Origin of the sequence: Sphingopyxis sp., from assembly GCF_016463645.1 — a bacterium.
GTDB lineage: Bacteria > Pseudomonadota > Alphaproteobacteria > Sphingomonadales > Sphingomonadaceae > Sphingopyxis.
The window spans coordinates 61993-74910 of record NZ_JAEMQX010000008.1 but is presented as its reverse complement, the minus strand read 5'-3'; the positions used below and the strand labels follow the sequence as shown (position 1 = coordinate 74910).

General features: G+C 65.2%; 8 protein-coding genes and 1 pseudogene. 6 read left to right on the top strand and 3 right to left on the bottom strand.

Features of this window, described 5'->3' with window-relative positions; all coding sequences use genetic code 11:
- Window positions 1–350 (bottom strand): annotated as a pseudogene (locus JHC57_RS04045) (23S rRNA (adenine(2503)-C(2))-methyltransferase RlmN); the annotation flags it as partial.
- A gap of 71 nt (window positions 351–421) precedes the next feature.
- Window positions 422–1165: an SDR family oxidoreductase gene (locus JHC57_RS04040; RefSeq protein ID WP_294028762.1), complete on the bottom strand. Its 744-nt coding sequence runs from the start codon at window positions 1163–1165 to the stop codon at window positions 422–424.
- Between the two features lie 112 nt (window positions 1166–1277).
- Here JHC57_RS04040 and JHC57_RS04035 point away from each other — a divergent pair, with 112 nt between their 5' ends.
- Entirely contained in the window at window positions 1278–1670 is a 393-nt protein-coding gene (locus tag JHC57_RS04035; protein WP_294028761.1) for a helix-turn-helix domain-containing protein, read from the top strand.
- A 24-nt stretch (window positions 1671–1694) separates the two neighbouring features.
- Here JHC57_RS04035 and JHC57_RS04030 read toward each other — a convergent pair whose 3' ends face one another.
- Window positions 1695–2765, bottom strand: a complete 1071-nt coding sequence (locus tag JHC57_RS04030; RefSeq protein WP_294028760.1) for a LacI family DNA-binding transcriptional regulator — start codon at window positions 2763–2765, stop codon at window positions 1695–1697.
- A gap of 317 nt (window positions 2766–3082) precedes the next feature.
- Between JHC57_RS04030 and JHC57_RS04025 the strand changes: the two genes are divergently transcribed.
- From JHC57_RS04025 to JHC57_RS04005, 5 genes are read left to right on the top strand one after another with little or no spacing between them, the layout of a single operon-like run.
- Window positions 3083–5833 (top strand): TonB-dependent receptor, encoded by a 2751-nt coding sequence (locus JHC57_RS04025; RefSeq protein ID WP_294028759.1) that lies wholly within the window; start codon window positions 3083–3085, stop codon window positions 5831–5833.
- Between the two features lie 60 nt (window positions 5834–5893).
- On the top strand, window positions 5894–7402 hold the full coding sequence (locus tag JHC57_RS04020; protein WP_294028758.1) for a tryptophan halogenase family protein: 1509 nt from the start codon (window positions 5894–5896) through the stop codon (window positions 7400–7402).
- Window positions 7399–9192, top strand: a complete 1794-nt coding sequence (locus tag JHC57_RS04015; protein ID WP_294028757.1) for an alpha-amylase family glycosyl hydrolase — start codon at window positions 7399–7401, stop codon at window positions 9190–9192. The genes JHC57_RS04020 and JHC57_RS04015 overlap by 4 nt, the downstream gene beginning before the upstream one ends.
- A gap of 12 nt (window positions 9193–9204) precedes the next feature.
- Complete coding sequence (locus JHC57_RS04010) at window positions 9205–10848, top strand: alpha-amylase family glycosyl hydrolase (protein WP_294028756.1); 1644 nt, start codon at window positions 9205–9207, stop codon at window positions 10846–10848.
- Window positions 10848–12878, top strand: a complete 2031-nt coding sequence (locus tag JHC57_RS04005; RefSeq protein ID WP_294028755.1) for a glycoside hydrolase family 97 protein — start codon at window positions 10848–10850, stop codon at window positions 12876–12878. Before JHC57_RS04010 ends, JHC57_RS04005 begins: the two co-directional genes overlap by 1 nt.
- The last annotated feature ends 40 nt before the right edge of the window (window positions 12879–12918 follow it).

Below are 12918 nucleotides of genomic sequence, written 5' to 3'. Positions count from 1 at the left end.
ACCATCTCATATTCCTGGCCGTCGGCGGCGGCGAGCAGCCATTTGCGCGTGCCGTCGCTCGACACCTGCGCCTCGCGCACCGTCGGGCGGCCGATGATGAAGCGGTCGGTCAGCCACGGGCGCATCGTCTTGGCGATATCGGTCATCGCCTCGAAATCGGTGACGCCGCGGTGATAGATCCAGTGCCAGATCTGCTTGGCGCGCAGCTTCGCCGCCTTCGCGTCGAGCCCCGCTTCGACCAGCACACCGCCGATCGCGTCGCGGGTCAGTCCGACGAGGTCGATGCGGTTGCCGCCGCGCAGCGGAACGGTGCCCGTCGTGACGGGGTCGATATGGCCGGGAATCTGCATGATGCGCGGCCATATAGTGGCAAAGGGCCGTTTGCGCCAGTCCCGGCGACAAACGGCCCTTTGCGGGCGGTTTACAGCGTCTTCAGCCGCTCCAGAACCTGCGGCACCGTCCCGCTCGCCTCGGCGTTGCGCAGCGGCAGGACGTTCTGCACCAGGATTTCTTCCGGCGTCGGCTCCACCGCGAACAATGCCATCACCTCGTCGGCGAACTCATCCAGCGGCATATAGCCCTCGCGCGTCGACTGGCCGGGGGTCAGGTCGGTGCGAACCGCGGGCGGCGCCAGCTCGATCACCTCGACCTTGCCCTCGAGCTGGATGCGCAGCGCGACCGAATAGCTGTGCATCGCCGCCTTGGTCGCCGAATAGGTCGGCGCCTTGGGGAAGGGGACGAAGGCGAGGCCGGAGGTCACATTGACGATCGCGCTGTCCGCTTGTGCCGCCAGATGGTCGATGAGCGCGTCGATCAGCCGGATCGGGCCGAGGATGTTGGTGACGACCGTCGCCTCCGCCTGCGTCAGATCGCGCCTTGCGCCCGCATCTTCGGCGCTCATGATGCCGGCATTGTTGACCAGCACATTCAGTCCGGGATGCCTGGCGACGATCTCCTTCGCAAAGGCCGCAATCCCGTCCGCATCGGTGACGTCGAGCGCGACCGCCGACATATTCGGCCGGCCCGCGATCGCCGCGTCCAGCTTCGCGGCATTGCGCCCGGTGACGATGACCTTGTTGCCCGCGTCGTGCCAGCGCTGCGCGAGCGCCAGCCCGATGCCCGAACCCCCGCCGGTGACGAGGATGGTGTTGCCTGTGGTTTTCATATTTGCCTCCTTTGGGGTGGTGAGAAGGCTTGGATATCGCTATGCTCTCCAAAAGAAAGAAGGCACATGAAAGTGCCATAGTTACCGAAAAGAGAGATTTGGATTTTCCGCGATGTCCACGCCCCAGAAAATTTCATACGATCCGAACGCGCCGGTCGACCCGCGCGTCGAAACGCTCGTCAACGAGCTGATCGGCCGAGTCGCCGACAAATGGACGCTGCTCGTTCTCGAGGAGCTGGAGGATCACGGAACCTGCCGCTTCACCGAATTGTCGCGGCGCGTTCCGGGCATCAGCCAGAAGATGCTGACGCAGACCTTGCGTCAGATGGAGCGCGACGGCCTGCTGGTGCGCACGGTCTACCCCGTGGTTCCGCCCAAGGTCGAATATTGCCTGACCGACCTCGGTCACAGTCTCGGCGAAGCCTTTTGCGGCGTGTGGGTCTGGGCGGAGGCCAATCTGGAAAGAGTGGCAAGGGCGCGGATGGCGTTCGACGCGCGGGAGTAGGACACGCGGATTGGGGGCGGCGAGTCAGAAAACCGCCCCGAGCCGCCCCCCGGAGCTTCCCTGGACCGCGGTACTCTGTCGCCGGATCAGCCGCGCGGGCAATATCCTCTGCTCCACCGGCCGATCCTCGATCCGCGCGAGCAGCGCGTCGACGAGCAACGTCCCCGCGCCCTTCATATCCTGCATCAGCGTGGTCAGCGTCGGCGAGGTCAGGCTGGCGGCGGGGATATCGTCGAAGCCGATGATCGCGACATCGTGCGGCATGCGGAGACCCGCTTCGGTCAGCGCGCGCATTGCGCCGATCGCGATCAGGTCGCTCGCGGCGAAAATCGCATCGAAGGGCTGTGCGCCCGCGAGCAACGACGTCGCGGCGGCATAGCCCGAATCCTCCGACGACACCGCATCGCGCTGCAGCGCCGGATCGGGATCGAGCCCGGCGGCGCGCATCGCGCGGCAAAGCCCGTCGTACCGGTCCTGGAATTCGGGCGCATGGTCCGACGCGTCGCCAAGGAAGGCGATATTCCGGCGCCCGATTTCGATCAGATGCGCGCCCGCCTGTTCGCCCGCGCCGACATTGTCCGACCCGACGGTCAGCCCGATGCCCTCCTCGGACACCGATCCCCAGCGCACGAACTTCGTCCCCATCTCGACCAGATGCTCGAGCTTGGTGAGATAGAGCTGATAGTCGCCATAACCGAGCAGGATGATCCCGTCCGACCGGTGACTGTCCTGATAGGCGACGTGCCAGTCGTTGTGCATCTGCTGGAAACTGATCAGCAAATCATATCCGCGCCGCGCGCATTCGCGCGTGATCGACCCCAGCATCGACAGGAAGAAGGGGTTGATCATCGATTCGTCGGGGGTCGGATCCTCGAAAAAGAGCAGGGCGAGCGTGTGGGTGCGCTGCGAGCGCAGGCTCGATGCGTTCTTGTCGACGGTGTAATTGAGCTCGCGCGCGATGCGTTCGATGTTGGCGCGGGTCGCGGCGCTGACCGATTTGCTCCCGCGCAGCGCGCGCGACACCGTGGGCTGCGAGACGCCCGCCAGATAGGCGATGTCGAAACTCGTCGGCTTGGCCGAGGGCTGGCGCCCCATGTCTCTCTCCCTGACGCCGCGGCCTTGTCGATGGCCGCCGCCGATGCCGGAGACTAGCGATTGGTCCGGTCGATGCCAAGAATTTGCACGAAACCGGGCCCCCGGTTTTCGTTGCCGAATCCGTTGCATTTCTGCGACAGTCGGTGCGCCTGCATATTATGCGTATACGTATACCCTATGGCGGCGCGCCGTGATTGGTTTCAATTGCGAGGCTCAAGATGGGAAAGCCCATATGTTGGAGAGGAGCCTGACGGACGCGCCGCGTCCCCCTCCCGACGCATGGGTCAAGACCACCCGTCCGTGCCAGGGGAGCCACTATGACCATGCCGACCAATCTTCGCCGCGGTGCCAGCGCCATCGCGCTCGGCCTTGCCTTGACCGTTTTCGTGCCGGGCGCCGCGATCGCGCAGGACGCCGCCACCGCGCCCGTCGACGAAGCGCCGGCCGAAGGCGAGATCGTCGTCAGCGGCATTCGCGGCGCGATCAACAATTCGGTTCAGGCCAAGAAGGCCAACACCTCGATCGTCGAGGTCGTCTCGGCCGAAGACATCGGCAAGCTGCCCGACCTCTCGATCGCCGAATCATTGTCGCGCCTGCCGGGCCTCGCGACGCAGCGCCTCGACGGCCGCGCCAATGTCGTGTCGATCCGCGGCCTCGCGCCCGATTTCACCACGACCCTGCTCAACGGCCGCGAACAGGTGTCGGCCAGCAACAACCGCGGCGTCGAACTCGACCAATATCCGTCCGAGCTGCTGAACGGCGCCATCGTCTACAAGACCCCCGATGCCTCGCTGATCGGGCAGGCGATCGGCGGCACGATCGATATGCGCACGGTACGCCCGCTGGCGTACGGCAAGCGCACGATCGCGGCCGGCGCGCGTTTCGAGGTCAACGACCTCGGCAAGCTTAATCCCGATATTTCGAACAAGGGCTATCGCGCCAATATCTCCTATATCGACCAGAATGCCGACGGCACGCTCGGCTGGGCGATCGGCTATGCGCGCATGCAGTCGCCGACCGCCGAGGAACGCTTCAACGCTTGGGGCTATCCCGCCGCCACCAACGGCACCGACACCGCCTTCCTGATCGGCGGCGCCAAGCCCTATGTGAAGTCGAACGAGCTGAAGCGCGACGGCGTGATGGCGGTCGTCGAATGGGAACCGAGCGACAAATTCCACACGACGATCGACGGCTACTGGTCGAAGTTCAAGGATGAGCAGCGCCTGCGCGGGATCGAATTCCCGCTCGCATGGGGCAATTCGACGCTCGAACCGGGCTTCACCGTCGAGGACGGCCTCGTGACCTCGGGCACATGGACCGGCACCGAGGCGGTGATGCGCAACGACGTCGTCCATCGCGACTCGACGATCATCGCGGGCGGCTGGAACACGCAGTTCAAGCCCAACGAGAAGCTGACGCTCGAACTCGACCTCGGCTATTCACGGATCAAGAAGACCGAGGAAAATCTCGAAATCTACCTCGGTACCGGCCGCGGCGCGGGCGTCGGCGCGCGCGAAACCGCGCTCGGCTTTCAGATGCGGCCGAAGGGCGGCATCATGTTCGATCCCTCGCTCGACTATTCCGACCCCAATCTGTTCGTGATCACCGATCCGCAGGGCTGGAACAGCTGCGGCGGGGCTGTGCCGAATTGTCAGGACGGCTTCGTCAACACGCCCAAGGTCAAGGACGAGCTGAAATCGCTGCGCCTGCAGGCAACGCAGGAACTGGACGGCGTGCTCAGCAGCATTCGCGTCGGCGGCAATTATTCGGACCGCAAGAAGAGCCTCGACGACCGGGGCTTCGTGCTGACCAGCCTCAACTATCCGGCGAACACCCCGGTCCCCTCCGACTATCTCTATGATCCGGTATCCCTCGGTTTCATCGGCATCCCCGGCATGGTCGCGTTCGATAGCTGGCGTTTCTACAATGACGGCAATTACGAGCTGACCGACGGTGCCGGGTTCGATCCCGCGCGTGTGTTCAACGACTATACGATCCGCGAAAAGGTGCTGACCGGCTTCGTGCAGGCGAATTTCGACGCCGACGCGGGCAGCACGCCGATCCGCGGCAATGTCGGCGTCCAGATCGTTCATTCGGACCAGACGGGGTCGAGCTTCTATGCGCAGGTCGTCGGCGGCGTGACCCAGTCGACCCCGGTCACCGACGGCGACAAATATACCGACATCCTGCCCAGCCTGAACCTGTCGATCGAATTCGCCGACAACACCTTCCTGCGCTTCGGCGCGGCGCGGGTGCTGGCGCGTGCGCGCATGGACCAGCTGAAGCCCGGCGGCGGCGTCAATTTCGACACGTCGAAGCGCGATCAGACCGACGTCAACAATTCGCCCTGGTCGCTCGACCTCGGCAATGCGAAGCTGCGTCCGCTCATGGCCGACACGCTCGACGTCGGGCTCGAGAAATATTTCGGGCAGGGCGGCTATGTGTCGATCGGCGGCTTCTACAAATATCTCGAAAATTACATCTACCGTCAGGTCAATCCGTTCGACTTCTCGGACTTCGAGGTTCCCGACGGCGGCTCGGTGGGCACCCGCGCCGGTCTCAGCAAGCAGTGGCTGAACGGCAATGCCGGCCGCGTCTACGGCGCCGAGGCCTCGTTCTCGCTGCCCTTCGCGAACCTCACCCAGTCGCTCGACGGCTTCGGCGTGCTCGGCAGCGCCTCCTATACCAAGAGCCGCGTGCGCGAAGGCACGGAGAATCCGATTTCGATGCCCGGCCTGTCGAAATGGGTCATCAACGGCACCGCCTATTTCGAAAAGGACGGCTTCCAGGTGCGGGCGTCGGGCCGCTACCGCTCGAAATTCCTCGCCGAGGTTTCGACGATCAGCCTCGCGCGCGACATGTTCATGGCGAAGAGCGAATTCGTCGTCGACGCGCAGGTCGGCTATACCTTCCAGAGCGGCGCGCTCGAGGGGCTGGGCGTCCTGCTGCAGGCGTCGAACCTGACGAACGAGCCGTTCGTGACCTATTACAACAACGACCCGCGCCAGATCCGCGACTATCAGAATTATGGTCGCAACTTCATGGCCGGTATCACCTATAAATTCTGACGGGATCGGCGGGCCGGCCGGCAGGACCGGCCCGCTACCGGACGAGAGGGAAGGGACAGGGTGGGCGACAGTCGCATCACGAAGGTGGTGATCGTCGGCGGCGGAACCGCGGGCTGGATGGCCGCCGCGGCGCTGTCGCGGACGATGGACCATCTGTCGATCCGCCTGGTCGAGAGCGACGCGATCGGCACCGTCGGCGTCGGCGAGGCGACCATCCCCGCGATCCGCCTGTTCAACGCGCTGATCGGCATCGACGAGAATGAGTTCATTCGCGAAACCGGCGGGACCTTCAAGCTCGGTATCCGGTTCCACGACTGGGGGCGGATCGGCGACACCTATATGCACGCCTTCGGGCAGATCGGGCGCAGCCTCGGCATGCTGCCGTTCCAGCAATATTGGCTCCGCGGCCGGAACGAGGGCGTCGCCGGGCGGCTCGGCGACTATTCGCTGAACGAGACCGCGGCGCACGCAAACCGCTTCGCGCGGTTGCCGCGGATACCCGACACCGGCCTCGACGGCATCGCCTACGCCTTTCATTTCGACGCCGCGCTCTATGCCACCTGGCTGCGCAAGATTGCCGAAGCCGCAGGCGTCGAGCGGACCGAAGGCAAGATCGCCGGCGTCCGCCGCAACGGCCAGAGCGGCCGTGTCGAAGCCGTCGTGCTGGACAATGGCACCGCGATCGAAGGCGAGCTCTTCATCGACTGCTCGGGCTTTCGCGCGCTGCTGATCGAGGGTGCGCTCGAAACGGAGTTCGAGGACTGGACGCACTGGCTCCCCTGCGACCGCGCGATCGCGGTGCCGAGCGAAAATGCCGGCCCCGCGCGCCCCTATACGCAGGCGATCGCGCACAAGGCCGGCTGGCAATGGCGCATCCCGCTCCAGCACCGGACTGGCAACGGTCATGTCTTCTGCAGCGACTTCATCAGCGAGGACGAGGCGACCGCGACCCTCCTCGCCAATGTCGAAGGCCGCCCGCTCGCCGATCCGCGAACGCTCCGCTTCCGGACCGGGATGCGCGCACAGGCGTGGAACGCCAACGTCGTCGCGCTCGGCCTCGCCTCGGGCTTCCTCGAACCGCTCGAATCGACGAGCATCCACCTGATCCAGAACGGCATCGCCAGGCTGCTCGCGCATTTTCCGGGGCGCGATTTCGACGCCGCCAACATCGATGCCTATAACCGGCGCGTCCGTTTCGATTACGAGCGCATCCGCGACTTCGTCATCCTCCACTATCACGCCAACCAGCGCACCGACGCGCCCTTCTGGATCCGGTGTCGCGAGATGGGCATTCCCGAAACGCTGGCGCAGAAGATCGAGCTGTTCAAAGGCCAAGGCCAGATCGTCCGTGAGAGCGACGAGCTATTCATCGAAATCGGCTGGTTTCAGGTGCTGACGGGGCAGAATATCATGCCCGGCGGTTATCACCCGATGGCCGACCAGCTCACCGGCGACGAACTGGCGGGCTTTTTCGCCGACATCGAAACGATCGTCGCGCGCACCGCGTCGCATCTTCCCGGCCACGAAGAGTTTATCGCGCAGCATTGCGCGGCAGGAGTGCCCGCATGAGTTTGCTCGCATCGATCATCGCGATGAGCCTCTCGGGCACCGCGCCGGCGGCGGATTTCCGCCAGCGCCCGCCCGAGGACGAAATCATCTATTTCGTACTGCCCGACCGTTTCGAGAATGGCGATCCGAAGAATGATCGCGGCGGGCTGAAGGGCGATCGGCTCGCGACCGGCTACGACCCCACGGCCAAGGGCTTCTTCCACGGCGGCGACCTTGCGGGCCTGACGAAACGCCTCGACTATATCGAGGGTCTCGGCGCCACCGCGATCTGGTTTGCCCCGATCTTCAGGAACAAGCCCGTACAGGGACCGAAGGGCGACGAAAGCGCGGGCTATCACGGCTATTGGGTCACCGACTTCACGCAGGTCGATCCGCATTTCGGCACCAACGCGGAATTCAAGGCGTTCGTCGACGCGGCGCATGCGCGCGGGATGAAGGTCTATATGGACATCATCGCCAACCACACCGCCGATGTGATCGCCTACAAGGAAGATGCCGCCGGTGGCTTCCGCTACCGCAGCCTTGCCGACTATCCCTTCTCGCGGCGCGGCGGTACCGATGGCGCGGCGATCAATCCGGACTTCGCCGGCGATCATGTCGCCGATGCCGAAAACTGGCAGAAACTGACCGACCCCGCCTTCGCCTACACGCCCGTCGTGCCGAAGGGCGAGGAGCGGGTGAAGGTCCCCGCGTGGCTGAACGATCCGATCTACTACCACAACCGCGGCAACAGCGACTGGGTCGGCGAGTCCGCGCTGTACGGCGACTTCGCCGGCCTCGACGACCTCGCGACCGAACATCCGCGCGTCGTGCAGGGCTTCATCGACATCTACGGCCGCTGGATCGACGAATTCGGCATCGACGGCTTCCGCATCGATACCGCCAAGCATGTGAACCCCGAATTCTGGCAGGCCTTCGTCCCTGCGATGCAGGCGCGCGCCAAGGCGCGCGGCATCCCCAATTTCCACATCTTCGGCGAAGTCTATGTCGACGCCGTCGATCCCGGCGCGCTCGCCTGGTACACGCATGCGGCGGGGCTGCCCGCGGTGCTCGACTTCGGTTTCGCGCGTGCCGCGATCGATGCCGTCAGCGGGACGAAAGGGACGGACCAGTTCGCGAAGCTGTTCGACGGCGACGCGCTCTACAAGGGCGGAGCAGGGGCGGCGCAAGAACTGCCGACCTTTCTCGGCAACCACGACATGGGCCGCTTCGCAATGTTCGTGAAAGCTGCGAACCCGGCGGCGAGCGAGGCCGAACTGCTGCAACGCGTCATGCTCGGCCATGCGATGCTGCTGACGCTGCGCGGCGTCCCGACCATCTATTATGGCGACGAGCAGGGGTTCGTGTCGGACGACAAGGACCAGCTCGCGCGCGAGGATATGTTCGCGTCAAAGGTCGCCGCCTATAACGACAACGACCTGATCGGCAGCGACGCGACGACTGCGACCGCCAATTTCGACCGCGCGCACCCGCTCTATCGCCATATCGCGGCGCTGTCCGAAATCCGGCGCAAGACCCCCGCCTTGACGCGCGGCACGACCAGGGTCCGCGCCTTTTCCGACAAGCCCGGCCTGCTCGCGATATCGCGCTTCGATCCCGAAACCGGCCGCGAAGTGCTGCTCGCCTTCAACACGTCGGCGGCGCCGCTGTCGGCCAACATTGCCATCGATATGAAAAGCGCGGGCTTTACCGCGCTCCACGGCGACTGCCCCGCGGCACCCGTCGCGCCGGGCAGCCTCCATCTTTCTCTCCCCGCCTTCGGCACGATCATCTGCCAGGCCAGCGAATAAGCGAAAGTGCGTGTGACGACGAACCAGCCCCTCGTTCAGGCCCCGATTCCGGCCACCACCCCGGCTCCATGGTGGAAAGGCGCGGTGATCTATCAGGTCTACCCCCGCAGCTTCGCCGATTCGAACGGCGACGGCATCGGCGACCTCGCCGGCATCACCGCGCGGCTCGACCATATCGCGTCGCTCGGGGTCGATGCGATCTGGCTGTCGCCCTTCTACCCCTCGCCGATGGACGATTTCGGTTATGACATCGCCGATTATTGCGGCGTCGACCCGATTTTCGGGACGCTCGCCGATTTCGATGCGCTGGTCGAAAAGGCGCATGCGCTGGGGCTGAAGGTCACCACCGATCTCGTCTTCGCGCACACCTCCGACCAGCACCGATGGTTCGCCGAAAGCCGGGCAAGCAAGCATGGCGACAAGGCCGACTGGTATGTCTGGGCCGACGCGAAGCCCGACGGCTCGCCGCCGACGAACTGGCAGTCGGTGTTCGGCGGGCCGGCATGGACATGGGACGCGCGGCGCGGCCAATATTATCTGCACAATTTCCTCGCCAGCCAGCCGCAGCTCAACGTCCATAACCGCGCGGTGCAGGATGCGCTGCTGGGCGTCGTGCAATTCTGGCTCGACCGCGGCGTCGACGGTTTCCGCATCGATGCGATCAACTTCTCGATGCACGATCCCGAATTGCGCGACAATCCGCCCGCGGCGCCATCGAACAAGCCGCGTACCCGACCGTTCGACTTCCAACAGAAAATCTACAACCAATCGCACCCCGACATCCCGCTGTTCCTCGAACGCATCCGCGCGCTGACCGATCGCTACCCGGGCCGTTTCACCGTCGCCGAAGTCGGCGGCGACGATGCGCTGCGCGAGATGAAGAGCTTCACCGAAGGCGAGGGGCGGCTCAACAGCGCCTATGGCTTCAACTTCCTCTACGCCGACCGGCTGACGCCCGGGCTGGTGCGCGAGGCCGCCGACGCCTGGCCCGACGCACCGGGGACGGGCTGGCCGAGCTGGGCGTTCGAAAATCACGACGCGCCGCGCGCGGTGTCGCGCTGGACTCCCGGGGGAGTCGACCCGCAGGCGTTTGCGCGGATGAAGATGGCGCTGCTCTGCGCGCTGCGCGGCAACATCATCCTCTATAATGGCGAGGAACTGGGGCTCGATCAGGTCGATATCCCGTTCGAGCTGGTCAAGGATCCCGAAGCGCTCAAGAACTGGCCGCTGACGCTGTCGCGCGACGGTGCGCGGACGCCGCTGCCGTGGGTCGCGGGGGCGGCACACGCCGGCTTTTCCGACGCCGAACCGTGGTTGCCGCTCGGCGCGACGCATGCCGCGCTCGCGGTCGACCGGCAAGATGAAGACCCGAACTCGATGCTCGCGCACACGCGCCGGCTGATTGCCCTGCGCGCCGCGAACTCCGCGCTGCGCGGGGGCGCAAATACCCGTTGGGTGGTCGAGGGCGATCTGCTCGGCTTCGACCGGGTAACGGACGGGCAGCATATCCGCTGCCTCTTCAATTTCGGCGCGGCGCCTGCGAACGTCGCCGCGCATACCGCCGGCGGTAGCGTGCTGCTGGCCGTGAATGGCGCCGACGCGGCTCGATTGCCCGCCGCCGGCGCGCTCTGGCTCGAAATGAAAGAGACGAACTGATGCGTAACCTGTTGCTCCTCGCCGCCGCTGTCGCGGCTCCCGCTGCCGCGCAGGAAGCGCCGCTGACCGCGACCTCGCCCGACGGCAGCATCGTCCTCACCGTCGCGACTGACAGCGACCAGCGTCCGACCTGGTCGCTGTCGCGCAAGGGCAAGCTCCTGATCGCCCCGTCGAAGCTCGGCTTCACGCTGACCGACGGGATCGGCCTGCAACGCGGCTTCGCCATCGCGGGCTCGGAGCGCGCGAGCGGCGACACGCGCTGGGAACAGCCGTGGGGCGAACGCCGCTTCGTCCGCGACCGGCATAACGAACTGCTCGTGCGCTTCCGCCAGAATGAAAGCTGGGGCGGGCACGCGATGAACGTCCGCTTTCGCCTGTTCGACGACGGCATCGGCTTCCGCTACGAACTGCCCGAACAGGCGGGGCTCAAGACCGCGAAGATCGGCGACGAGTTCACCGAATTCGACATCGCCCCCGAAGGCACGGCTTGGTGGATCACCGGCGGCGAGTGGAACCGCTACGAGCAGATCTATCAAAAGACGCCGATCGAGGGCGTCGCGACCGCGCACACCCCGATCACGATGAGGCTCGACGACGGGACGCATCTGGCGTTCCACGAGGCGGCGCTCGTCGACTATGCCGGCATGTGGTTCAAGCGCGTCGAGGGGCGCAAGTTCCGCGCGACGCTTTCGCCCTCGTCGCAGGGGCCGCGCGTGATCCGCGATCTGCCGTTCAACACGCCTTGGCGCACCATGCGCATTGCCGACAATGCCGCGGGGCTCGTCGAAAGCGACCTCGAACTCAACCTCAACGAACCGAACAGGCTGGGCGATGTGAGCTGGGTGAAGCCGATGAAATATATCGGCATCTGGTGGGGCATGATCCGCGGTCCGTGGAGCTGGGCCGAGGGGCCGCAGCATGGCGCGACGACCGGGCGGACGAAGCAATATATCGACTTCGCGGCGAAGCACGGCTTCGGCGGCGTGCTCGTCGAGGGCTGGAACAAGGGCTGGAACGGCAACTGGTTCGGGCATGGCGACGAATTCAGCTTCACCGAGGCGTATCCCGATTTCGACCTCAAGGCGGTCACCGATTACGCGCGAAAGAAGGGCGTGACGCTGATCGGCCATCATGAAACCGGCGGCAATATTGCGGTCTACGAGGCGCAGCTCGACGATGCGATGAAGCTGTATGGCCAGCTTGGCGTCAAGGCCGTGAAGACGGGCTATGTCGCCGACGCCGGCGGGATCATCGCGCCCGGCGACATGCCCGGGACGACGCGCATGGAATGGCATGACGGCCAGCGACAGGTGCAGCATCATCTGAAAGTCGTCGAAACCGCAGCCAAATATCATATCGCGGTCAACCCTCACGAACCGATCAAGGATACCGGGCTTCGCCGCACTTATCCGAACTGGGTCGCGCGCGAGGGCGCGCGCGGCATGGAATATAATGCGTGGAGCGATTTCGGCAGCGGCCCCGACCATGAACCGACCCTCGTCTATACGCGCATGCTGTCGGGACCCATGGACTACACCCCGGGCGTGCTCAGCCTCGAGGGATCGAACAAGGCGCCCTTCGCCTCGACGCTCGCGAAGCAGCTCGGTCTCTATCTCGCCATCTATTCGCCGATCCAGATGGCAGCCGACTTCATCGAAAGTCTGGAAGCGCATCCGCGCGAGCTGGAATTCATCAAGCAGGTTCCGGCCGACTGGGCGGAGAGCAGGCTGATTGCCGGCGAGGTCGGCGACTATGCGATCTTCGCACGCAAGGACCGCGCCAGCGCCGACTGGTATGTCGGCGGCGTCAACGATGCGACCGAACGCACGCTGACGCTGACCTTCGATTTCCTCGAACCGGGCAAGACCTACACCGCGACGGTCTGGAAGGACGGCGAGGGGGCCACCTATCTGACCGACGCGCGTCACCGGATCGCCTATGACACGGTCAAGGTGGAAAAGGGCGACACCTACAGGCTGTGGCTCGCGCCCGGCGGGGGCGCGGCGATGCGGCTCGCGCCCGGCAGGTGAGTTCGCGGCGGCAGCGGCGGCGTGCTTTGCACCCGCTTGT